The 24,638-nt window shown below is 44.2% G+C and carries 19 protein-coding genes, 1 tRNA gene and 2 pseudogenes; 8 read left to right on the forward strand and 14 right to left on the reverse strand.

Going from position 1 to position 24,638, the window contains the following annotated elements:
- Positions 1–65: 65 nt before the first annotated feature.
- Together MTX11_RS04090 and MTX11_RS04095 are read right to left on the reverse strand one after the other, a co-directional pair.
- Positions 66–596 (reverse strand): YaeQ family protein, encoded by a 531-nt coding sequence (locus tag MTX11_RS04090; protein ID WP_026056583.1) that lies wholly within the window; start codon positions 594–596, stop codon positions 66–68.
- Between the two features lie 101 nt (positions 597–697).
- Positions 698–1,705: a CobW family GTP-binding protein gene (locus tag MTX11_RS04095; RefSeq protein ID WP_243474430.1), complete on the reverse strand. Its 1,008-nt coding sequence runs from the start codon at positions 1,703–1,705 to the stop codon at positions 698–700.
- 391 nt (positions 1,706–2,096) lie between these two features.
- Between MTX11_RS04095 and MTX11_RS04100 the strand changes: the two genes are divergently transcribed.
- Both MTX11_RS04100 and MTX11_RS04105 read left to right on the forward strand, forming a co-directional pair.
- Positions 2,097–2,330, forward strand: coding sequence for a hypothetical protein (locus MTX11_RS04100; RefSeq protein WP_004645811.1), 234 nt, complete (start codon positions 2,097–2,099; stop codon positions 2,328–2,330).
- A 353-nt stretch (positions 2,331–2,683) separates the two neighbouring features.
- Positions 2,684–4,288 carry a bifunctional 3-(3-hydroxy-phenyl)propionate/3-hydroxycinnamic acid hydroxylase gene (locus tag MTX11_RS04105; RefSeq protein ID WP_243474431.1) on the forward strand — a complete coding sequence of 535 codons (1,605 nt, stop codon included), beginning with the start codon at positions 2,684–2,686 and terminating at the stop codon, positions 4,286–4,288.
- Positions 4,289–4,369: 81 nt separating this feature from the next.
- Here the strand turns inward: MTX11_RS04105 and MTX11_RS04110 are convergent.
- The 7 genes and pseudogenes from MTX11_RS04110 to MTX11_RS04140 all read right to left on the reverse strand — a co-directional run bounded on the left by MTX11_RS04110 (position 4,370) and on the right by MTX11_RS04140 (position 10,277).
- Positions 4,370–4,968 (reverse strand): annotated as a pseudogene (locus tag MTX11_RS04110) (glutathione S-transferase family protein).
- Between the two features lie 131 nt (positions 4,969–5,099).
- A pseudogene (locus tag MTX11_RS04115) lies at positions 5,100–5,992 on the reverse strand (LysR substrate-binding domain-containing protein).
- A gap of 1 nt (position 5,993) precedes the next feature.
- Positions 5,994–7,193: an MFS transporter gene (locus tag MTX11_RS04120; protein ID WP_243474432.1), complete on the reverse strand. Its 1,200-nt coding sequence runs from the start codon at positions 7,191–7,193 to the stop codon at positions 5,994–5,996.
- A 40-nt stretch (positions 7,194–7,233) separates the two neighbouring features.
- Positions 7,234–7,797 (reverse strand): TetR/AcrR family transcriptional regulator, encoded by a 564-nt coding sequence (locus MTX11_RS04125; protein WP_243474433.1) that lies wholly within the window; start codon positions 7,795–7,797, stop codon positions 7,234–7,236.
- 150 nt (positions 7,798–7,947) lie between these two features.
- Complete coding sequence (locus MTX11_RS04130) at positions 7,948–8,469, reverse strand: acyl-CoA thioesterase (protein WP_004280680.1); 522 nt, start codon at positions 8,467–8,469, stop codon at positions 7,948–7,950.
- A gap of 287 nt (positions 8,470–8,756) precedes the next feature.
- Positions 8,757–8,933, reverse strand: coding sequence for a hypothetical protein (locus tag MTX11_RS04135; RefSeq protein ID WP_004731959.1), 177 nt, complete (start codon positions 8,931–8,933; stop codon positions 8,757–8,759).
- A 339-nt stretch (positions 8,934–9,272) separates the two neighbouring features.
- Positions 9,273–10,277, reverse strand: coding sequence for a patatin-like phospholipase family protein (locus MTX11_RS04140; protein ID WP_114541649.1), 1,005 nt, complete (start codon positions 10,275–10,277; stop codon positions 9,273–9,275).
- A gap of 124 nt (positions 10,278–10,401) precedes the next feature.
- Here MTX11_RS04140 and chrA point away from each other — a divergent pair, with 124 nt between their 5' ends.
- Complete coding sequence (gene chrA, locus MTX11_RS04145) at positions 10,402–11,607, forward strand: chromate efflux transporter (protein ID WP_243474434.1); 1,206 nt, start codon at positions 10,402–10,404, stop codon at positions 11,605–11,607.
- 52 nt (positions 11,608–11,659) lie between these two features.
- Here chrA and MTX11_RS04150 read toward each other — a convergent pair whose 3' ends face one another.
- Together MTX11_RS04150 and gltS are read right to left on the reverse strand one after the other, a co-directional pair.
- Positions 11,660–13,135: an alanine/glycine:cation symporter family protein gene (locus MTX11_RS04150; RefSeq protein WP_005252633.1), complete on the reverse strand. Its 1,476-nt coding sequence runs from the start codon at positions 13,133–13,135 to the stop codon at positions 11,660–11,662.
- Between the two features lie 45 nt (positions 13,136–13,180).
- Positions 13,181–14,419: a sodium/glutamate symporter gene (gene gltS, locus MTX11_RS04155; protein WP_243474435.1), complete on the reverse strand. Its 1,239-nt coding sequence runs from the start codon at positions 14,417–14,419 to the stop codon at positions 13,181–13,183.
- A gap of 902 nt (positions 14,420–15,321) precedes the next feature.
- Here gltS and MTX11_RS04160 point away from each other — a divergent pair.
- Positions 15,322–16,029 carry a nitroreductase gene (locus MTX11_RS04160; RefSeq protein ID WP_004280692.1) on the forward strand — a complete coding sequence of 236 codons (708 nt, stop codon included), beginning with the start codon at positions 15,322–15,324 and terminating at the stop codon, positions 16,027–16,029.
- Positions 16,030–16,105: 76 nt separating this feature from the next.
- Here MTX11_RS04160 and MTX11_RS04165 read toward each other — a convergent pair whose 3' ends face one another.
- A complete protein-coding gene (locus tag MTX11_RS04165) occupies positions 16,106–17,317 on the reverse strand; it encodes a multidrug effflux MFS transporter (RefSeq protein ID WP_243474436.1) in 1,212 nt (403 codons plus the stop codon).
- Positions 17,318–17,461: 144 nt separating this feature from the next.
- Here MTX11_RS04165 and yccS point away from each other — a divergent pair, with 144 nt between their 5' ends.
- The 4 genes from yccS to MTX11_RS04185 all read left to right on the forward strand — a co-directional run bounded on the left by yccS (position 17,462) and on the right by MTX11_RS04185 (position 24,002).
- On the forward strand, positions 17,462–19,636 hold the full coding sequence (yccS, locus tag MTX11_RS04170; RefSeq protein WP_243474437.1) for a YccS family putative transporter: 2,175 nt from the start codon (positions 17,462–17,464) through the stop codon (positions 19,634–19,636).
- Between the two features lie 85 nt (positions 19,637–19,721).
- Positions 19,722–20,282 carry a hypothetical protein gene (locus MTX11_RS04175; protein WP_243474438.1) on the forward strand — a complete coding sequence of 187 codons (561 nt, stop codon included), beginning with the start codon at positions 19,722–19,724 and terminating at the stop codon, positions 20,280–20,282.
- A gap of 169 nt (positions 20,283–20,451) precedes the next feature.
- Positions 20,452–23,109, forward strand: coding sequence for a PepSY domain-containing protein (locus tag MTX11_RS04180; protein WP_243474439.1), 2,658 nt, complete (start codon positions 20,452–20,454; stop codon positions 23,107–23,109).
- A gap of 98 nt (positions 23,110–23,207) precedes the next feature.
- On the forward strand, positions 23,208–24,002 hold the full coding sequence (locus MTX11_RS04185; protein ID WP_180037071.1) for a YdcF family protein: 795 nt from the start codon (positions 23,208–23,210) through the stop codon (positions 24,000–24,002).
- A gap of 25 nt (positions 24,003–24,027) precedes the next feature.
- On the opposite strand, the gene MTX11_RS04190 is transcribed toward MTX11_RS04185, so the two are convergent.
- Positions 24,028–24,489, reverse strand: coding sequence for a DUF2750 domain-containing protein (locus MTX11_RS04190; protein WP_004645832.1), 462 nt, complete (start codon positions 24,487–24,489; stop codon positions 24,028–24,030).
- 72 nt (positions 24,490–24,561) lie between these two features.
- Positions 24,562–24,637: transfer RNA gene (locus MTX11_RS04195), tRNA-Val, on the reverse strand.
- Between the last annotated feature and the right edge of the window lies 1 nt (position 24,638).

Consider the following 24,638-nt stretch of genomic DNA (forward strand, 5'->3'; position numbering starts at 1 on the left):
TATTCCTCAGATATACGCAATTTGAGCTACAGGATACAAGTCCAGACTTGCATCCTTATTTGGCCTTATTGTAACTGTTCCCACTCCACCAGCACCTGGCCCTGATCGCCAATCAAGGTCCATTCACCATCCATCACATTGAGCTGTAACTGCATGGTGCGTTCGCATAACTGTGGCAATGCGTCGGTGGTTGCGGTAGATAACTTCCACACTTCCACATTTTTTAAGGTTTTTAATTTGCTGCTGCGCTTATACCATTCATCCACCGCAGAACCATAGGTGACAACTGCGACCTGCTTGCAACGCGCACTGGCCTTTTTGACTTTATCTTCATCCGGGCTACCGACTTCAATCCATTTGACCAGTTGACCGGTCAGATCTTTTTCCCAGAGTGCCGGTTCATCGGTTTCAAAAAGATCCTTGGTAAATTCCAGCGCTTCATCGGCATAGCGTGCATAGGCCAAAATACGCACCATCAAGCGTTCAATGGTTTCTGAAGGATGCAGCGCCATCGTCAGCTGATAGTCTGCATAACGATGCGTATCCATGTCCGCAATATTCAAATCAACCTTATAAATCGTCGCTTTTAACGCCATCACATAATCCTCAAATTTGGCGCCTAGCATATAAGATTTAGCGCTATTTTGCTGAACAGATTTAGGCCAATAATTCATTCAGCATACTAGAAACAGTACCGTTATTTTTCCAGATCGATACGACATTGCATCAGGGCAGTTTCAAATGCCAGCCAATCCCGTGACTGTTGATAAATCACTTCTACCCGGTTATCAATGCCTTCATCTACCGACTGACAATTAAACTGTTCAGGATTGAAATTAAAGCTTTTCCAGCCTTGGTCGGTATGAAAAATCCCCTTGATTCTGAGCCAGTCTTTTTGTTCACAGAGCAGATCCAACAGATCATAAAAATTAAATTGCCAGCGTTTTGGCAATTTCCAGCCAGCGACCTGATAACCCTGCGCACTTTCTACATAATGATAAGGCATCTGCTGAATCACTACGGGCGTATCCGCTGAACGGGTGATCTGTTGCTGTTTTAACAAAGGCTGGATCTGACGGGCAGAACCCCGATAGTCCTGTTTGATCTGTTCGATATCGAGTTGCCCTTGCTCAGTCATTAACCACTGTTGCGCATAAGGTTGATATTCCGCCTGAAGCTGCGTGAGCGCTGCGTGATCTGCGGCTGTCATCAAATCCGTATGTGAAATCACCACAATATGCGCTGCCTTGAGCTGGTCTGCATACAGGTTTTGCTGGGTCCAGTCCCGATCATGCAAACGCGAACCATCCACCACAGTGACTAAAGCCTGCATGTTTAAATGGCTGTGCCAGTGCGGTTCGGTCAACTGTTCCAGTAATTGTCCCGGGTGTCCCAGTCCGGTAGGTTCGATAAACAGCCGATCCGGTTTCACTTCTGACAGCAGGCGTGACAAGGCAATCTGCATCGGCAATTGACTACTGCAACATAGACAACCACCCAGCAGCTCTTTGACTGCATAACCCTGATCTTGTGGCAATAACTGCTGGTCTACGCCAATCTGGCCGAATTCATTCATCAGCACCGCCCAGATTTCCTGTTCCGGTTTTTGCTGTAGTAAATGTTTGAGTAGTGTGGTTTTACCTGCACCCAAAAATCCGGAAATGATATGGACAGGAATAGCCTGCGACGCTGACAGAATTTTCAAAATCGGCTCTCAAGAGATTGAATAGAAATAGCAATGCTCTGCATTATAAAGCACAGTGTGACTTTAAAATGCGTGTTCTTAGCAAACACGGCGTGAAAATCACAGAGATAAAAATTAATGGAATGATCCAAAATTACCAATTTTCTATGTTAACTTTTATTTCAAATTTGGTTTTTGAAATATTCATACACACTTTCATTAAATAAAACTCTGCATAATTAACAGAAATAAAACAACTTTCTTAGTTTTGTATCTGCAGAGTTATTCCCTGCGTGTCGCTTTTGTTAATTGATTTGCTCAGTAAAATTTCAGTGCTTAGGATGGGCATCTGTCGAATTGATGTGATGGTCAGCTCGGCAGATTACATGACATGAATAAAAGGATGCCAAAAATGAAATATGCACAAATCTTACTTGCCACTACGCTTACTGCTGCTGCAGCCACCAGTTTTGCTGATAGTAAAACTACAGATGCGAAAACCACCACTGCAGAAGAAAAAGTGATTGTGACTACCCAGGAATTACCTGAATCGAATGCTCCTGTTGCAGGCGCATCTGCAGAGCAGCCTGCTGCCTCTGAAGCTGCTGCGGAAACTACGACACCTGCAAAACCTGCTGCACGTTAAGTGATTGAACAACTCGTTTAATCCTTCAATGAAGATATCAGGGACAGTAATTCTCCAGTAGGCTTTGTCCTATACTGCCCCCGATATTATTCGATGCTGAATCATGCTTGATGCTGGTTCAGCATTTTTATTGCATAAAATCTATTTATCACCATAGTCAAAACTGATCATAGAATTAATACAGGCTATCAAATTTTTATTATTTTTATAATTAAAATCAATTATTTATTTAAAAACCACCTATTTCAATCCAATATTATCCATATACTTAAGCTACTATTGCCTAACTTGTTTCTGGCTTCTAACTGTCCCTTAATAGCATCAAATGCAAGTCGATTGAGTGGACATTCGCTATGAGCAATACTAATTACACTACTGAAGTGGCAATCCTTGGCGCCGGCCCTGTAGGCTTAACCATTGCCAACTATCTGAGCAAGCAAGGCGTAGCTGTCACGATTGTCGAGCAACTGGATAGTTTGATTGATTACCCACGTGCGATTGGAATCGATGATGAATCCTTACGTACCATTCAATCTTTGGGTTTAGTCGATCAAGTCTTACCGCATACCACTCCGAATCATGCGATGCGCTTCTTGACGCCTAAAGGTCGCTGTTTTGCAGATATTCAGCCTTTAACACGTGAGTTTGGTTTCTCGCGCCGTAATGCCTTTATTCAGCCACAAGTCGATAACGTTCTGCTGCAAGGCTTAAAGCAATATAAAAACACCCAAGTGCTGTTTTCTCGTCAATTGACCCAGTTTAGTCAAGATGCTGACGGCGTAACACTTAACCTGCAAAATAAAGAGGGCGATGCAGAAACCATCCGCGCTCAATACCTGATTGCTTGTGATGGCGGTAATTCTTATGTGCGCCGCAACCTGGGCATTGCCTTTGAAGGTGAAACCGCACCGAATCAATGGATCGTGATCGACCTTGAGAATGATCCGCTTGCTACACCACATATTTACTTATGTTGTGATCCGGTTCGTCCTTATGTATCAGCCGCATTGCCACATGGTATTCGCCGGTTTGAATTTATGGTTATGCCGGGTGAAACGCAGGAAGAACTGAGCAAACCGGAAAATATTGCCAAACTTCTGTCCAAGGTGTTACCAAGCACGGATGGTATTGAAGTGATCCGTCAGCGTGTCTATACTCATAATGCCCGTATTGCGGACAAGTTCCGTGTCGACCGTATTTTGCTTGCCGGTGATGCTGCGCACATTATGCCGGTATGGCAAGGTCAGGGCTATAACAGCGGTATGCGTGATGCCTTTAACTTGGCCTGGAAAATGGCGCTGGTTGTTCAAGGCAAAGCTGGCCCAGCACTTTTAGATTCGTATCAGATCGAACGTAAAGACCATGCCAAGGCGATGATTGACCTGTCGGTGATGGCAGGTCACGTACTGGCACCACCGAAAAAATGGCAAGGTTTTGTTCGTGATGGTATTGCCTATGCCCTGAACTACATCAAGCCGATCAAACAGTACCTGCTGGAAATGCGTTTCAAGCCAATGCCGAAATATCATGACGGCGCACTTTTGAGTAACGGAGCCAAGAACTCTCCAGTCGGTAAGATGTTTATCCAGCCTCAAGTTCAACTGGCTTCGGGTGAAACCGTATTACTGGATGAAGTGATCGGCAATGATTTTGCGATTATTGCCTGGGGTGTTGATCCGAAATGGGGTCTTAGTCCGGAGACGTTGCAACAGTGGAAATCGCTCGGCGTGAAATTCATCCAGGTAATTCCTGCGGTGCAATTGCAAAATAACCAGCGCAAAGAGTATGAAGATGTCATCACTATTGGTGATATCGGCACAAATATCCGCTCGTGGTTTGGCAACACGTCTGAATCCGTTGTGATCTTACGTCCTGACCGTTTCGTGGCTGCCCTGGCCATTCCTCAATCGATGGAAAGCACCAGCCAGCAACTGTTTAAAAAGCTTTACCTGAAATAATATTAGGGTCACCTTTCACCACGCTTCGGCGTGGTTTTTTTATTGTTTTTAGATATCCCGGACAATATATAGACCGAGGAATTAGACTCGGTATTCCTGAAACCACGGAATATCTTTCAGGGAATCACGGCGAGCCATCTGCTGCAGGAAGGGCCTGAACTCGTCAAATGGCGGTAAAATTTTCGCAGATATGGCGAAGATCAGAGATCCGCCGCCGAGACTTTTTCACCCAACAGATAAGGACTAGCCTGCCCGATGCCCTGTTGCAGAAAATCAAATACGGCTACTTCATTCCCAAAACTTAAACTTCTCCGGTTCTTTTCAATATTTTCTGGCGACACCTGCAAATTTTTTATATCGATATATTCGGTGAAGGGTCCATGACAGAAAAATATCCATTTTAAATACGCCCCACGCTTCGGATCATCCAAAGCAGGTGCCAATCCTTTGTCACGATATTTATCTGCCAGATAGATAAAAATGGCGGCCATTTCTGAAATGACGATCTCCTGATCTACCAGACAGGGAACTTTTCCCATCGGATTGATCCGTGTATACGCCTGCTGATGCATATGCTCATAGGCAACTTCCACCTGCTCAATCTGATCTTCAATCTGCAATTCTTTCAGCAAAGGCAACAAGGTCAAGCCACGTGATTGTGGGTTGTTATAGAGCTTCATCATCCTGCTTCAACCGGTTTTTATTGTTAGAGGTTCAGTATAAAGTGATTTGCAGTCCCGATTTAAAAGGATGTGCTACAGATCATTTCTGTCGCACGGCTTTTTAGATGGGCAGATTGAAGGTTTAAATATTAAAAAAGATCCACACAAAACTTTTCTTTTAATACTTTCAAAATCAGATCAATCACCACATGTTTTTGATCCTTGCGATAATTGGCATAGAGCCCAATCATCGGCAACGGTTCCAGCGTCTTTTTCACCACAATATTATCGCCGAGCAATGGAATCACATAGGCCGGCACCAGACTCCAGCCCACCCCATCCCTACCAGATTGACATTGAGCAGGATATTGGTGGAATACTGCACCACATTCACTTTTAATTTAGACTGTTTAAAAAAATCCTGAATCAGCTTATGCAGTTGCGGTGAGGACTGCTCATCACTAATTACAAAGTCCTGATTTTCAAAACTCTTGATACTGACATAGGGCAAGGCCGCAGCCGGGGAATCTTTGGGCACAATCAAGGTTAAAGGCTCATCAAAAATGCGGATCGAATCAAACTCACTTAACTGCCCCGGATAACGGGTAAAGGCAATGTCGATCTGTCCATTTCTTAAGGCACTAAACTGCTCTGCATCGGTCAGACTATGAAACTGTGCTTTCAGTTCAGGAAAATGCGCGCGGATATTCGGCATGATATAAGGAAAGACTTTCATTTCCGCGACCGGCACGAATCCGATATTCAGCTGATCCTGCTGTGCATTCGCGATCTGTCTGGCAGACTGAATGGCGCGCTCTGCATGCTCAAGACTCAGCAAAGCTTCTTTTAAAAACGCCTGTCCAGCTTCAGTGAGCCCGACCTTACGGTTATTCCGCTCCAGCAACTGTACGCCAACCTCACGTTCCAAATCCTTGATTTGTTGGCTCAGTGATGGCTGTACTGTATTTAATTTTTCCGCGGCACGGGTAAAGTTCAGTTCCTGCGCCACTGTAACGAAATAACGTAAATGTCTTATTTCCATTTTATAACTCCAAACTTGCCGGGCGATTATTTTGCTTTTTGGCAACATACTGACGATAAACCAATATCGTCACAATGACGAGTGCGGCACTCAAAACATAAGTAGTTTCAAAGCCCCAATAGGCAATCAATACTCCCATTGCCACGGAACCGATCGCTAAACCCAGATCAAACAGGGTAAAGAAGGTTGAAATCGCATGTCCCATACGCTGTTTGTCGACCGACTGAATGGCCAAGGTCTGCAAACATGGGAATAGTGAACCATAACCGATGCCAATAAAGACTGCCGACAACCATAATATCCATTGATTGGAAATCAGACTGACAATCACCAGACCAATGGCAAAGAAAATAAATGAAGGATAAATAACCGCACTTGGCCCCTTGCGGTCATAAATCTTTCCGACCCAAGGTCTGACCAGCAACATGGACGCTGCAAATACAATAAAGAATACGCTGGTATAGCCCAAAAGCTGCTTGGTTTCACTAAATGCGGTAATAAAACTCATGATGCCCGAGTAGGCAAAAGCGGTTAGTAAAGCCACAAAACTTACCGCCAGAACTTTGACTTCCAGAATATCCTGCAAGCTCAAACTGGTTTTTTCTGTGCTTATAGCTTCAGGTTTTGGTAACTCTGTGATTTTGAGCATCCAACAGAAAATGAGCCCCAAAGAAATGATAACGGCAAGAATGCCAAATAAGACTTTGAAGCTGGTGAACTGAATTACGGTCAATGCCAGCAAGGGCCCAAAAACCACACCCAGATTGGTCGACATGACAAAATAACCCATGCCCTCACCTTTGCGCTGTTCAGGAATAAATTCATTGGCGACGGGTACTGCCGCCGTGGTCAAAATACTGAACCAGATGCCATGTAAAAAACGCACCAGCAACAGCGACCACATGCTATCCACCAGCAAATAACTAAAGGCAAATAAGGCAAAAATCACGCCTGCACCACGCATCGAGATTTTCTTGCCGAGCTTTTCGATGATCATGCCGGAAAATGGCCGAACCGTAATCGAAGAGGCCAAAAATAGCGTCAGCGCCAGACCTGCTTCTTTTACCGAACCGCCCAGATCTTTCATGATGTAAATCGGCAAGATGGTCAGTAAGGCAAAATAATAAACAAACAGGAAAAAATTATTGAATAAGCACAAGATAAATGAGCGATTCCATAACCGCTCAGCGCTAACTGACATAATCACCAACTCTTAAAATTTGTAGGGAAATAGCACAAACTCAGGCTTGAACAGTGACCGGATGCAAGGCCAACTCGACCAGATTCTGGATATAGTGTTCATCTGGAATCCGGTTGAAAAAAATGATCTGGTAATGAATCGGGCCGTATAAGGTATCCAGCATCAAATCAAAAGGATAATTAGCGCGGATTTCTCCCCGTTCAATCGCTTGCTGAATCAGTTGATGGGTCTGTTGCCGACGTGGCAAGAGATATTGCTGAAAGAACTCACCTGCCAGTTCGCGGTGATTGGCAATTACTACCAGCAAAGCCCGACCGACCGGATGATTCAGCGCTTGAGATAAAGAACCGAGTTGTTGAATGAGATTGCTTTTCAGGCTTTTAGAGGTATCCAGCTCAAATACCGAAGCTGTATGCTGTTTGAAAGTGTCCAGCACCAGTTCCGATTTATGTTTCCACCATCGATAAATCGTGGACTTGCCAACACCGGCACGTGCCGCTACATCTTCAATCGTCAGCTGATGATATTCACATTCTGCCAGCGCATCTGCGACCGCCTGTAAAATGCACTGCTGTCGTCGGGAACTTTTTTCGTCACTGCTCATATTTTTCTACTTAACTTTTAAGATCTAAAAATCGAAACGATACGTATCGTTTTATATTAGGGTAAAAAATAACAAAGCTCCAGTGAAAAACAGAAATTGATGCAAAAAAAAGACCTACATATGAAGGTCTTTTCTCAATCACGATTTAACTTAACTCTGTGCAGTCTTTTTATAAATGCTGCATGAAGGATGATGATTTTCTTGCAAACGCGCGACTTTACGCTGTTCTGCTGCTTCAAAACGGCAACGTTTCCAGTCATTGTCCAGGTTCAAAGCTGGAATCTGTTTTGGTTTACCATTTTCATCCACCGCAACCATGGTGAAATAACAGCTATTGGTATGACGTACCGTTCTCTTTTGAATATTCTGGGCTTCTACACGAATCCCGATTTCCATTGAAGTACGGCCAACATGATTCACACTGGCCAGAAAGGTAACCAGCTCACCAACGTGAATCGGCTCTTTAAAATTCACCTTGTCTACAGATAAGGTCACGACATAACTACCCGAATAGCGACTTGCACACGCATACGCCACCTGATCCAATAATTTCAGAATGGTTCCACCATGAACATTTCCTGAAAAATTTGCCATATCTGGCGTCATGAGAACTGACATCGTTAACTCTGACTGGTCATCCGACACTGCTGCAATTTGATCTAAAGGGGCCATCGTTTTCTTTGAACTCTTTGAATGACAAGGTTATCGTTTATTATTATAGCGTTTTTAACATGAATAAAATGTTCAATTCGGCAAATGAAGCATCACAATTATTGATATAGAAAATGTATTCATACAGAAAAAAATATATTTAATTGCTTAAAATCTCAGTTAGAAAGTTAAGTGCCAATAAATCAACACTTATTTATCTGGGGTTGATCACACAGCAACTGAGAATTTTTCACTGTTTTAAGCGCTGAACAAAAATAATTCAGGAAAATAAAAAGGCTCTGCGTGATTTAAAGCATCACTGGCCTGAGCATTTCCTGCGCCACGTTCTGATAACTTAAAATTTGTTGACCATCCAAGGTCGTTTCAACGGTAAAAGAACCATCCTGATGGGTCGCGGTCACTGTAAAAATATAGTGTTCGAATTGTGCCAGTTTGACCTGCTGTCCAATTTTAATATGCATCATGATGTCTACATCTGTGTAGTGATCTTTTCAAACTGCATTCTGGCATGAACATCGATGCTTTTGAATATTTGATCAACTTAAGTATACGAATAATAATATTAAAATTTTAATTTAAGACGAATAAGGCTTATTATTTAAAACAATATACTTATAATTCAATTTGTTATATTTAAAATTAATTTTATCTTTTGCGATAATTCCGACTGACTGATACACATAGGCAATCATCTTATCTTTTATAACAATCAGTTAAGCGTTACAGCCGATGATCCGTTATCTTTTTGATTGAATGTCCCTATACTGCGATATAGGGATAAACAGAAATTTCAAAAAAAAGATTTATTGAGCTTGATGTTCATGTACCACAAACTGTGGAATACGATGTCCTTGAGCATAATCATGTTTTTGGTAGGCTTGTGAAATTTCCATTAACTTTAACTGGGTCGCCTCGGCACCAGCCTGCATGGTGAGTTCCCTGCCACGTACATCAAAGATATGGCCTTTTTCGCGTAAGTCCGGCTGAATCACCACATCTGCATGCTTTAATTCTTCATGCGCCAGATGTTGCTGCATAATATTGATGTTCTGGTTAAACAGTCCCCAGACATTGCTGGTTTCCGTGTGAATGGGTTGTGCCAGAATATCTACCGCAATCACAATGTCGGCTCCCAGCTCACGTGCCACATCGACCGGCACCGGACTGACCAGACCACCATCTACATATTCTTTACCTTGAATAATAGTCGGAATAAACATACTCGGAATCGAGACTGAAGCACGTACCGCCTGTCCGGTATTACCATAATTAAAAACGACTTTCTTGCCTTCTTTCAGCGCGGTTGCTACCACAAACATCGGGATTTTCATGGCTTCAAGCGGAGTTTGATCGACCTGCAAATTGACATAGTCCTCAACTTTTTTGCCATCAAAAAAACCTTTTCTGGCCAGTTTGATATCACGGACATCATTCGGTCGCATGCTGAGAGCAATATTGCGCAGTTCAATCGCCGGTTTGCCACTCGCATAAATGGAACCTACAATACTGCCCGCACTGGTTCCGACAATAAAATCGGGGTGAATACCCGCCTGTTCCAGTACTTCCAGCGCACCAATATGCGCATAACCACGCGCACCCCCACTGCCCAGAACTAAAGCAACTACTGGACGCTGTTGGGTTTGCTTGATCTTTTGAAAATCAATTTGATTTGGACGTGCCTGAGCTTCTCCGCGTTGTGCAGCAGGTTGTAGATGACTGGTCGCCGCTTGGGCTGTCATGGGGGTCGTTTGGCAAGCACTCAGGCCAAATGTACCCAGTATCACCATACTCAACACATATTTCTGCATGCAGAGAATGTCCTCATTAATCTAAAGCAGCATAGTGTATAAACACATGCATAAATAGTCTGTAGAATTTCGTAAAACTGTCATACAGTTCAGCTACTTTATCTTCATTTTTCCCCATAACTGTATGTCTTCAATCTCACTGTATCGGATTTTCCTGATTTTCCTGCAACTGGGCTGCATTTCATTTGGTGGTCCAGCGGCGCATCTGGTGTTTTTTCACCGAAAATTTGTGACCCAACTGCAATGGTTGAATGACACCCAGTACAGTCAACTGGTCGCTTTGGCGCAACTTTTACCCGGGCCGAGCAGCAGTCAGGTGGGGCTGTCGATCGGTTATCTGCAACGGGGCTATACTGGTGCCGTGATCGCATGGTTGGGTTTTACCCTGCCCTCAATGATTCTGATGACCTTGGTGGCGCTCTTGGGTCAAAGCTATTTTCATATTTTAAACTCAAACAGCTTTCATACCATCCAGTTAATTGTATTTTCTGTAATCGCCTGGGCATTCTGGCAAATGCTGAGAAGCTTCTGTAAAACGGCCTGGCAATACGCTGTCTTAATCCTCTCTGTCGCATTACTGATAGTCGTTTCAGTAAGTTTTAACCAGATTCTGGTCATTATACTGGGCGCAATCTGTGGACTCTTGGCTGGATATTTTTCCCAATCAGATTCGAAACCCAAAGAAATTAACAAAACGGCAATCAGCTCGCCTTATATTCGATCTGCCGCTGCACCTTATTGGTTACTGGCATTTATCCTGCCATTTTTGCTGCTGCCCTTAGCTGGAAAATTATGGGGTGAATCGGAGCTGCAATTTTTTTCCAATTTTTATCAGACTGGCTCGCTGGTGTTTGGTGGCGGTCATGTGATTTTGCCTTTGCTGCATCAGGATTTTGTCACAACCGGTTTAGTCAGTGCAGAGTCTTTTGATCTTGGCTATGCATTTACCCAGCTAATGCCGGGACCTTTATTCAGTTTTGCCAGTTATATTGGTGCTTTGCTGCCTTGGACGCCTTATGCCTGGCTGAATACATTGTTAGCGACCTGTGCAATCTTTTTACCTTCATTTTTCTTGATCTTTGCCACCTTGCCTTACTGGTCGTGGTTGATGCAGCAGCGCCATATTCATCAGGCGGTGATGGGCATCAATGCTGCAGTGGTGGGTTTGTTACTATATTTATTGTTGGATCTTTCACAACGCTATTTTAGCTATGGTTCCGACCTGGTCTTTGTCGCAGTGATGATTGCCCTGCTACGCTCAAAATTACCAGTCTGGTTCAGCCTGATTTTGGGCTTCGTGCTTTATCAAAGTTATTTAAATTTCTTTTAAATAACTTTGGCACAAAAAAGCCCCGAATGATCGGGGCTTTTTGCTTCAAGTCTTACCAGATATCTGATTTGACCTTGTCTTTAAATTTAGGATGGTTATCCAGTTTAAATTCAGGCTCTTTCACACCACGCTTCAACTGACCAGTATAGTCGCGAAGTAGCATCAGCAAGAATGGCATCAGCAACAGGATTGCGATCAGGTTGATGCTTGCCATGACACCCATGAACAGATCTGCCATATTCCAGATCAATGGCACACTGGCGATAGAACCGAAATACACCATGACCAATACAAATAAGCGGAAAATCAACATCACCCGGCTATTGTTATTGATGAACTGGACGTTTCCTTCGGCATAGGCATAGTTACCAATAATCGAAGAATAGGCAAACAGGAACAGAATCAAAGCCAGGAAGTCATCACCCCAAGCACCAATCTGGCTTTCAAGCGCCATCTGGGTCAAGGTCACGCCTTCAAAGCCTGCATTTTCATACAGACCCGAAACCAGAATAATAATCGCGGTACATGAACACACCACAAAGGTATCTACAAATACTCCGAGCATCTGTACCAGACCCTGGTTGACCGGATGTTTGACATCGGAAGCTGCAGCAGCATTCGGTGCCGAACCCATCCCTGCCTCGTTAGAGAACAGACCACGCTTGATGCCCATCATCATTGCCATAGATACCATGGCGCCAAAGAATCCACCAGCGGCGGCTTCAAATTCAAAGGCTTTACTGAAAATGAGCTGGAAGATGGATGGGAGCAGATCGTAATTGATGACCGCAATATACAAAGCCACAGCCAGATAAAGCACAGCCATAAACGGCACAAAGCTTTCCGCAACTTTCGCAATCCGTTTAATCCCGCCAAAAATGATCACCGCAGTCATCAATACCAGAAACAATCCGACCCAGGAAATTTCCAGATTCAGGCCGCCTAATGGCAGAATCAGGTTCGCCTGATCCCAGCCCCAGGCATGAGAGGTTGCTCCGGTAATGGCATTGGCCTGAACTGCATTGAAGACAAAACCATAAGTCGTGATCAATGCAATCGCAAAGACAATCCCGAGCCATTTTTGTTTCAGGCCTTGGGTAATGTAATAAGCTGGTCCACCACGGAATTGCTGGTTTTTGTTATCTCGCACCTTAAACAACTGGGCCAAAGAGGATTCAACAAAAGCAGAACTCATGCCCAAAAAGGCAGTAAACCACATCCAGAAAACGGCACCGGGGCCACCAATCGCAATCGCAATGGCGACACCCGCGACATTGCCCACCCCGACCCGGCTTGCCAGTCCAGTGACAAAGGCCTGAAACGGGGTAATGCCGTGCGTATCCTGAACCTTGCCACGGCTATTTTTCATGACTTTCATGCTGTGCCAGAACAAACGAATTTGTACTGCACCCGTCATGATCGTGTAGAAAATACCGACTGCGACCAGAAACACCACCAGAAAATCCCATAAAGGGCCATTCAGGGCATTAATCCAGCCGAGTAAGGTTTCATTTAACTGATCATTCATGTCACATCCTTATGAGCCTATGACTCATCGTATCAGGCATAAAAATTATGCAAAAAACTTCAAAATCATCTGAATAACAGTAGCATTGATTAAGTCAACGAAGAACGCACCACATAATGGAACAATCAGGAAGGCCTTATGCGACGCACCATACATATTGGTAATCGCCTGCATATTGGCAACCGCTGTTGGCGTTGCGCCCATACCGAAACCACAATGCCCTGCTGCAAGTACCGCAGCATCGTAGTTTTTACCCATGATGCGGAAAGTTACAAAACCGGCATACAAAGCCATGGTGATGGTCTGTGCACCCAGAATTACCATCAGTGGTCCTGCAAGGTCAGCCAATTGCCATAATTTCAATGATAACAATGCCATCGCCAAGTACAGCGACAATGAAGCATTACCAAACACATCAATCGCGCGATCGAAAATCTGAACTTTGAAAACACCTTCCAGTACATTACGCAGGATGACACCACCCGCCAATGCCCAGACAAATGTTGGCAGTTCAAATGCAGTACCTTTACTGAAACCCGTCATAAACTCTGCAAAAGCCAAACAGCCTGCAAATAGACCCAAGGTCGTGATTGCATTATCAGCGGTAATTAAACGCACCTGATGCGGATATTCAAACGGTACATATTCGCTGGTGGTGCTGTCCATTGGCGTATTGTCACGCGTTTCAATTTGCTGATCGGTACGCGCAGTCGCCAGGTTACAACGGTTGATCAGCAACTTGGCTAAAGGTCCGCCAATAATACCGCCGATAATCAATCCAAAAGTCGCACTGGCCATACCTAGTGCCAAAGCACCTTGAATACCATGTTCAACTTCAAAAATTTCCCCCCATGCACCCGCAGTACCATGACCACCGGTTAAGGTAACTGAGCCTGCAATCAGGCCAATCAACGGGTCAATACCCAATAATGTTGCCAGACTCATGCCGACCGCATTTTGCAAAATAATGAAAGCCGAAACAGCAAACAGGAAAATAACCAGACCGATCCCACCTTCACGCAACTTGGAAAAGTTGGCACTCAGACCAATCGAAGCAAAGAAAATCAGCATAAAGCTGGTTTGTAGTTCTGCACTGGTGGTGATGCTATATCCCCACAATGAATGCACCAGCAATGAGATAATCGCCGCAACCAAACCGCCCGCAACCGGCTCAGGAATATTGTAACGTCTTAAAAAATCGATTTTATTAACCAGGAATCGGCCGAGTAACAAAACAATGACTGCGGCAATCAAGGTATAAAATGCGTTAAAAGTAAAATCCATAATTTTTTGCCCAAGATGATTTTGAATTTTTTATTGTTCTAAAAGTGAGGGAGTGCGCTAGATCTCTAGCTCGCTCATTAGATCTTTATCTGGAAATATCCTGATTTGATCTATCACCATTAGAAAAACAAACCGATTTATCATCTCTTTTAAACTTATGAATATCATCATCACGATCATATTCAACAAATGAGAGATTTATAAAAGCAACACCTTTTCTATTCCGATACTCAGTCTGTTGGAAAATTGCAGACAATTTTCAAACAGACGCGCATGTTGGTAAAAAAACTGTGTTTTAAGCTCAAAAAAACATTCAGTGCTTGATGAGTGCTTTCAACCTAAAGACTTCATTCAAGCCATCTGGAATCGCGTTATTTAAAACAGATCTTAATCACAAAATGCATGAATTAAGATGAAAAGTCGTACATTATGCTGTTTCTTTGTATCAAGTTTTATTTCTTTTTATTAGCAATAGTTAATTTACCTATAAAAAATAATTATAAATTCTCATTTTTATATGAAGATTAATCTATATTTTAATTCAAAAAAAATATTAATCTTTTACTCGACACGGAATGAAACAGGGATCTTGAAATTAAATTATCTTGATTTGCAGTCAAAATAAACCAGTTCTCTGTTTGAAATTGTTATTGTTGAATGGTTCAAGCACTTGGGTTTTAAGCCATTTTTTAAATCAAAGACCAACATTATGGGTAAATCGATTGCTATCACTGAGGCGATTTATGTTTAGCTAAAAGAATGCGAAATTTCATTCCTCAAGTCATTTTGCTGACAAATTGTTTTTTGCAGCCGGCTGAGAATGAAATTTTCCTATCCCCCGTTCTGTTTGTTTAGTTTATAGTCATTACAAACTCAATAAGGATATTCGACTGGACCCCATAATGGATCAAAATCTTGTTCATGCTGTAGATCACACCATCACTTCTCGCCATTCAGTGCGTGCTTTTTTAAATACCCCCGTTAGTACAGACACCTTAAAAGAGATTCTGGCGGTGGCCAGCCGCGCACCTTCAGGAACCAATACCCAACCCTGGAAAGTGTATGTGGTAACAGGTAAAAAGCGTGATGAACTCGTGCAGCAGGTTTGTCAGGCACAAATGCAAATCTATGCAAATCCGGAATTGTCGCAGCAGTATCAGGAAACTTTTGCCTATTATCCTGAACAATGGATCTCGCCATTTATTGAACGTCGTCGTGAAAATGGCTGGGGTTTATATGGCTTGCTGAATATTCAGAAAGGCGAAAAGGAAAAAATGGCGCGTCAGCAGCTGCGTAATTTTGAATTATTTGATGCGCCTGTCGGCTTATTTTTTACTGTACATCGGTCTTTGGCGATTGGGTCCAAAATGGATGTTTCCATGATGATCCAGAATGTTATGCTGGCAGCAAAAGCCCGCGGTCTGGACACTTGCCCGCAGGCAGCCTGGAATCACTTTCACCCGATCGTGCTTGATCTGGTCGGCGCACCCGATGATGAAGAGCTGGTCTGCGGTATGGCACTGGGTTATGCCGACCCAGAGCAAATTATTAACAGCTTTATTACCCCGCGCGTTCCCGTAGAAGAATTTGCCGTGTTTATCGATGAGTGATGCAAGCAGGGCTAAGCCAACTTGCTTAGCCCTCTGTCCAGACCAGTATTTTTATTATCTGAGAGGCAGCCAGCATCTATGCATTTTTTAGGCTGGGCATGTTGATTTTAAAAATCGCCCAAGCAGAAATACCGACAAAAACCAGCATGATCAATGCCATATTCAGTAAAGCATGCCAGATCAGAAAATTCAGTAATACACCGCTCAATAAACCACAGACAAATTGCATACTGCCCATAATGGCACTTGCAGTTCCTGCCCGCTCGCCCTGTTCAGCCATTGCCAGAGCCATGGCATTCGGACCAGTAAACCCGATAGATGCCACCACAATAAACATGCCTAACAACACCCAGAACACAGAATCGACGTCCAGACAGCCCAGCAAGATTAACCCTAATACACCGGTAAACTGCAGACAGGTGCCGATTTTCAAGCGCTGTAATATCGAGAATCGCCCAGCCAGACGTTTATTCAAGGTCGAAAACAGCATGATCCCGAAGGCATTGACACCAAAGGCATACGCAAACTGCTGCTCAGTCAGCTGATAACGATCCATCAGAATGGTAGAAGAAGCACTGATATAACAGAACATCACTGCACCGGAAAAACAGCCAGCATAGAGCGGGCGTCGAAAGCTTGGATCCTGAAAAATAGTACGGTACAAACTTAATACCTGCTGGAAGTTCAGCTTGAGACGACGTTCTGGCTCCAGAGTTTCTTTAAATAGAAAATGTACACAGGCCAGACTCAACAGACCGCAGCCCATCAGCACCAAGAAGATCACATTCCATTCATAAAACATCAATACCCAGGCCCCCAGACTCGGAGCGATGATTGGTGCAATCGCAGTCACAATCATCATGCTGGCAAAGGCCTGAGCTGCTGAATGCATATCCAGACGATCACGAATTGCAGCGCGTGCCATGACCACCCCGACACAGCCACCGAGAGCTTGCAGAATCCGTGCAGCGATCAGGCTCCATTCATCCTGCGCAAAAACACACAGCAAACTTGCCACAATGTATAAGCATAGCCCAAAATATAGTGGCGGTTTACGCCCAATCCGGTCACTGATCGGACCATAAATCAGTTGTCCGATCGCCAGACCGAAGAAATAAGCTGGCAGGCTATTGGCAACCATTTGGGTACTGACACCAAAATCTGCTGCCATGGCCGGTAAGGCCGAAAGATACATATCAATGGATAAAGGCCCGAGTGCACTTAAGGTCGCCAGCAAAACAATCCAGGACATGGCATAAGGTTGTTGTACTATTTTATTCGATGTCATAAGCGTGAAGATTTAAAGCGCTAATATGCAGACAAATTAACACAGTGCATAGTATGATTTAGCCTGAAATGAAGATTTATAAATATACTATTTTCATTAGCCTATTCAGATTCAGCTCTAAGACTGCAGTATAAAGGACGACCTTTGAAATCTTGGCTCACTCGTCTCAAGCAAACTACCTATAATACGACCTTGATGTATAACCTGCGCATGATGACGGCATTTGCAGGTACCGCCTTTGTTCCCTATTTTATGGGACAACAATTGATGACGATCCCATTGACTTTAGGGGTGGTCGCAGCTGGTTTAAGCGATATTGATGACCGCTTTTCGGTGCGGATTTTAAATCTGCTCTACACCTACATTGGCTTCTTTATTACGGCAGTAGGCGTATATCTGCTTTTTCCTTATCCCTTGCTGTTTGCCTTGGCCTTAATTGTGTCCTGTATTGCCCTGATTTTGCTGGGTTCACTAGGGCGACGCTATGCCACGATTTCCTACGGCTGTCTGGTGATTTCCGTTTATTCCATGCTCGGGGTGGAGCTGTTTGATGAATGGTATAAACAGGCTGGTTTATTGGTCATCGGCGCGATGTGGTACGGTCTGCTGTCGACCATCAGTTTCCTGATTTTCCCTGCCCGACTGGCGCAAGACAAGCTTGCCATTTCCTATTCTGCTCTCGGTGACTTTTTATATGCCAAGTCCAATCTGTTTGATGTGGACATGACCCCGAAAAGCTATCAGCAAAGCATGATTGAACTCTCGCTTGAAAATGGGAAACTGATTGCGATTTTTAATGAGATGAAAACTGCCCTTTTGACTCGCCTGAAAGGTGACCGGGGGCAAAAAGACACCCGTCGCAGCCTGCAATATTATTTTGTCGCGCAGGATATTCATGAACGTGCCGATTCAGCGCATATTGATTATCAGAAACTGGCCAAGATTTTCCAGCATAGCGATATCCTGTTCCGCTTCCAGCGCATCATGTCAATTCAGGGCAAAGCCTGTAAGGACCTGAGTGAAAGTTTGCTGATGCGCAAACCTTATGTACATAACCAGCGCTTCAAGCATGCCTTTGATAACCTGAGACAGTCTCTGGATAAGTTACGTCAGGAGCAGCAGTATGATCAGGTCTGGATCAGTGCCCTGTTTGCGCTGTTTCAAAACCTGAAATCGATTGATGCCCAGTTACGCAACCTGGAAACCGAGCAGAATATCAAGTCCGAGCGTTTCAAACATATCGAGAACCAGCTTAGAGATGATGACCTGAAAGGCTGGGATGACATCAAGATTCGGATTAAGCAGCATCTGACCCCAGAATCGGTGCTGTTCCGGCATGCCATTCGCCTGTCGATTGTGCTGCTGATCAGCTATATCTTCGTACAGGTCAGCAATATTGAATATGGTTACTGGATTTTATTGACCGCACTCTTTGTCAGCCAGCCCAACTTTAACGCCACCAAACGCCGTTTACGTCTGCGTATTGTCGGTACGTTGGTCGGTATTATTCTAGGTTATGCCATTTTGTATTTTGTGCCTTCCATCGAAGGACAATTATTGCTTCTGGTATTCAGCGGAATTCTGTTCTTTGAATTGCGCAGTAAACAGTATGCACAGGCCACCGCCTTTATCACGATTTTAGCGCTGATCAACTTCAATCTGGATGGTATGGGCTATGCCGCGGCCATCCCGCGTATGATCGACACCTTGATTGGCTGTGCGATTGCCTGGTTCGGCGTGAGCTTTATTTTTCCGGACTGGAAGTTCCGGCGTTTGCCGCGCAGTATCAAACGCAGCTTGCAGGCAGAAGCAGATTATTTGAGTGAAGTAATCGAGCAGTATAAATCGGGACGTAATAATGGCCTGAAATATCGGATTGTGCGCCGTGCGGCCCATAATACCGATGCCGAGGTGGCTTCACTGATTTCAACACTGGCTACTGAACCGGATATTGATCCGGTACAAAAATCACTAGCCTTTGAGTTCCTGTGTCTGAATCATACTTTTATCAGTTATATTGCCGCACTGGGCGCACACCGGGAAAAAATTGAAGATCAGGACATTCTGAATTTACTAGACAAAGCACTTGAGAACATTCGTGGTGCATTGCTAAGAGATGAAATGCCCGATTTAAGTGCGCAAAATATGATTGCCCATATTCGCCAGCGCCTGGCTCAAGATCAGGAGCAAGATCAGAAATCCCTGATCATTTTGCAGCAACTGTCTTTAATGTTCAGCATTTTAAAGCAGTTGAGCCAACTGAAACAAAGTTTGAGTCATGAGCGTGATGAACAGGCAACTGAATTAGGTTCATTATAATTTGGCTGATTTTGGAACAATATACTCACTGAATTGGTACAATTAGTGCTAAACTTTTTACAGTTTAAAATCTGCTAATTTCATTATGACCGCGAAAAATTTATACGCTTATACCCTACAGCCTGTGAACTATGAAATTTCAGAAGCCGAGCAGCGTCATGCTCAGCTGGTGATCTGGCGTAGTACCAATAAAATTGGCATGAAAGCATGGCTGATCATGGGTGCTGTTGTTGCACTTTCTATTCTGGGCATTCTGCTCCTGAAGAACTATTCTACCGTGTTCTGCTGGGTGTCCATTGTGTGTGTGGTGTTGTATTACCTGATCCGTACCTTTGGTCTGGAATGGTATGTTAAACGCAAGATGAATGAATTTCCGGTACAGGAAATCAAAGGTGTTCGCCTGGGCGTACAACCACATGGCATCGTGATGCGTCAGAAAATGGGCATGCAAGAAGGTGTTGGGGCGATTAGCTGGAAAGACATCTATGAATGGTACAACACACCAGAATTCATGTTGGTCAATTTCAAGGTAAAAGGCCAGCAAGGTGCATATATCCTGCCGAAACGTCTGGACAGCAAAAACTTCTCTTTCGCCACGATTCGCAAGCATCTGGAAGCAGAAGTCGGCGCAGCAAAACAAATCTAAACTGTTCTTTCTTCAATGAAAAACCTCCTGTCCCGGCATGGAGGTTTTTTTAATCTTAAAACAATAAATGATAATGAGAATAAATATTATCCTCAACACCTATAATTCGAGCTTAAACTTCAGTTATAATTTTGCCACTTTTATAGATCTCACCCTTAATCTGACGACCATGTTTAAAAAGACATTTTTCCAAATCCACTGGTTTCTGGGGATTACAGCAGGTTTAATCCTCTCGATAATGGGGGTCACTGGCGCAATCTATTCCTATGAACAACAAATATTAAAATGGATGAATAGCGACAGTTATACGGTTCAGGTTCAGCAACGTGACAAACTCACGCCTGCCGAGCTGTATCAGCACTTTAACCGTACTGCGCCTGACATGAAGATCAACAGTATTACCGTGGCACAAGATCCGAGTGCTTCGAGTACTGTGAATGTTGCCAAAGAAGGCGCACGGCGTGGTCAGAACATCATGATCAACCCGTATACTGCGGAAGTCTTGCCAGAGATTAAGGGTCGGGAATTTTTCCAGTTTGTTCAGCAACTGCATCGTAATTTGACGGTTGGTCCGGTGGGTAAGCAGATTACCGGTGCCTGTACCCTGATGCTGATCTTTTTTGTCTTGTCAGGTCTGTACCTGCGCTGGCCGAAACGTCATTCGATCAAGCAATGGTTCTTTGTAAAACCTCAACTGAAAGGCCGTAATTTTATCTGGGATCTGCACGCTGTTGTGGGAACCTGGGTGGTGATTTTCTACCTGATTCTGGCCTGTACCGGTCTGTACTGGTCTTATGACTGGTGGCGCAATGGCATGTTTAAGGTGCTGGGTGTGGAACGTCCGCAACCGGAAATGCAGGCCAATGCGGGCAATAACCGTGGTGAAGGACGTCAAGGCGGCGAACGTGGTCCAAGTGCTGAAAGTGAAGCACGTGGCGAAGGCCGTCAGGGTGGCGAACGCGGTGCTGGTGGTGAAGGCCGTCAGGGTGGTGCTCGTGGTGAAGGCCGCGAAGGTCTCAGCGCTGAAGCTACTGTCCGTGCGTTGGACCAGAGCTGGATTGGCTTTAACACTGAATTTTCAGATAAGTATTCTACTGTAACGTTTAACCTTCCGAAAAAACCGGATGGTGAAATGCAACTGAGCTTTGTCGATCCAATCGTTCAGCATGAACGTGCACGAAACAGTGCCACTTATAATTACCAGACAGCTGAATTTACCAAAGTTGAGCTGTATGAAGATAAAAAGCTCAATGAAAAGATCATGAGCAGCATGTTACCGGTGCATCGTGGCAGCTTCTTCGGCCCGATCTACCAGTTCTTTGCCATGGTCGCAGCCTTGTTGATGCCGTTGTTCTTTGTGACCGGCTGGATGCTCTATCTGAAACGTCGCAAACAGAAACGCTTAACGCTGGCAGCACGTCAGGGTGCGACTTTAGTAAACCTAGATGAAAATTCCAAACCGTGGCTCATCGCGTATGCGTCACAAACAGGGGTTTCTGAGCAGCTGGCTTGGCGTACAGCAACTGCGCTGCAGGAAGCGCGTCAACCGGTAACCGTCAAGCCGGTACAACAGCTGACGCTTGCCGATTTACAGCAAACTGAACAGGTATTATTTGTTGCCAGTACCTATGGCACGGGCGAAGCACCGGATCTGGCTTCTTCTTTTGAGAAAAAAATCCTGTCTGCTCAAGCTGATCTCAGTCATTTAAGTTATGCTGTATTGGCCTTAGGTTCTCAGGAATATCCAGACAGCTATTGCAGTTTTGGTCACCGTATTGATCAGTGGTTAAAACAGAATGGTGCCCAGCAGCTATTCAATACAATTGAAGTCGACAATGCCAATAACGAGCATATCCAGCAATGGAATACTGCACTGGCACAAGTCACTCGACTTGAGCTACAAGCGATGAGTATCGATAAGACCTTTGATCACTGGAGTTTGAGTAAACGTGAAGTCCTCAATCCGGGTAGTCTGGGTGCGCCTGCCTTCAATATCGAACTGACCCCTGAGCATGAAGCCGTCTGGCAAGCAGGTGATATTGCCGAGATTCAGCCAGGAAATAGCCCAGAACGTATTCATGCATTTATGCAAAAGCACCAGATAGCAGCGGGTACACAAGTACCTTCTATGCAACAGAATATTGAACAGGCACTCTGGGATCGTGATCTGACTCAGGCTGAACCTTTTGATTCTCTGGATCAGCTCCTCACGCAATTACCGGTTTTGGCAACACGTGAATACTCCATTGCCAGTATTCCAAGCCAGCAGGTTTTACGTCTGGTGGTACGTCAGCAAACCGATGCTAGTGGTAATCTGGGATTGGGTTCAGGCTGGCTGACCCAGCATGCGGCTCTCAATGCGCCCATTGCACTGCGTATTCGCAGCAATGAATCTTTCCACCTGATTGATGACAACCGCCCGATTATATGTATTGGTAATGGTACCGGCATTGCCGGACTATTAAGTCTGCTCAGTGCGCGTAACCGTCAGGACTATAGCCAGAACTGGCTGATCTTCGGTGAACGTCAGCGTGAACACGACTTCTTCTTTGAAGAAACCATTCAGGCCTGGCTGCAAATGGGAACCCTGAAACGTCTCGATCTTGCATTCTCGCGCGACCAGCAGGAAAAAGTTTATGTACACCATAAACTGCGTGAACAGGCTGAAGAACTAAAAGCTTGGATTGCTCAAGGTGCAGTGATTTATGTCTGTGGTAGCATCAATGGCATGGCCAGCGATGTGGATCAGGCCCTGATTGAGATTCTCGGTGAAACGATGTTAGATCAATTACGTCTGGATGGACGTTATCGCCGTGATGTATATTAAGATAACCTGATATGCTAAAAACCGGGCTCAATGGCCCGGTTTTTATTGAAGATGCAAAAGCAATAATAAGAATATGAATAAGAAAAAAGGAACCCTGGATGCTCAATCAACTTAAACGAAGTCTTAGCCTGATCTCTGGCTTGATCCTATGTATCAATAGCGTCTGGTTACTGAGCCAAGGTCAGAGGCATTTTGCTATTGCCCTGTCGATCTTCATTGGGGTGGCACTCATCCTGTACGCCTTATTTTTTTCATCTATTCAGCGCTGGAAACAGAATTCCCGATTCAGAACCTTGTTCTGGAACAGTCTCTGGGGCGGATTTTTATTCTGGATAATCAGTGTCGCGGCTTTCTTTGTTTATATCCAGATGTCAATCAACCCGAATATTCCGGCACGACCTGCTGCAGCGATTTTAGTATTAGGCAGTGGCATTAATCAGGGTCAGCCCTCACCCATCTTAAAAAATCGTCTGGATACCGCAGCAAAATATGCAGAACGATATCCAAATACTTTAATCATTATGACCGGTGGACGAAATTTCCGGGAGAGACAGAGCGAAGCTGAAGTCATGCAAAGTTATATCTACACGAACTATCCGCAGCTCAAAAACCCCATTAGCTTAGAAGATCAAAGCAGAAGTACCCAACAGAACCTGCAATATTCTCAGGCAATCCTAAAACAGCAACATATTGATCGAAATGAGCCCATTGCGATTGTCACTAGCGATTTTCATAGCCCTCGTGCCCGTGCCATTGCCAGACATCAGGGTTATCAACAAGTCATCAGCCTGAGTGCCAGCACACCCCAGAATGTTCGCTATAATTCCTGGTTACGCGAATATTTTGCTTTGATAAGTGGCTGGCTACTGAATGAATATTCATTGTTCCAATAAACAAGCTGTTTTAAAAACAATAAATTTAATTTAAACGGATCTGCCTAGGCAAAGGCATATCCGGATTTTTAAACAGTTCCGGCTTTTGCACATAGATCTGATACAGATAATTTTTAATATCAAGTAATAATTTTTCCGGTGCCACCAGAATATTCTGCCCTTCCGGGGTCAGGTCAAGCGAAACAATGGTACTTTCCTGACGTAAAAAGGGAATGACTTTCTCTACAAAATCCTTGAGACCAATTTCCTGAATCTCGTAATTTTCCCAATTGTCTTTAATCAACAGTCGAGCCAGACCTTTACTTTGCCAACAGGCAAATGCGCGTTGTCCGGTCGGCGTGGCACATAAGGCCCAGCCATCTTGGTAGAGTGCAAAAATGCCAGCATTAGCAACAATGGCTTCAATATATTGCTTATAAAGCTGTTGAGGATCGAAAGCAGTTTTTTGGGATTTGGTCGCGGCTTTGCGCTGATAGGGATTTCTCATGGTCGTGAAATCTTAATATTATTATAATACAATCAGATTCTAAGGAATAAATAGAGTTGAAGCAAGAAGATATGGTGGGCGCTGACGGGATCGAACCGCCGACATTCTGCTTGTAAGGCAGACGCTCTACCAACTGAGCTAAGCGCCCT

The sequence above is a fragment of the Acinetobacter lwoffii genome, assembly GCF_022809915.1.
In the GTDB taxonomy this organism is placed as follows: domain Bacteria; phylum Pseudomonadota; class Gammaproteobacteria; order Pseudomonadales; family Moraxellaceae; genus Acinetobacter; species Acinetobacter lwoffii_M.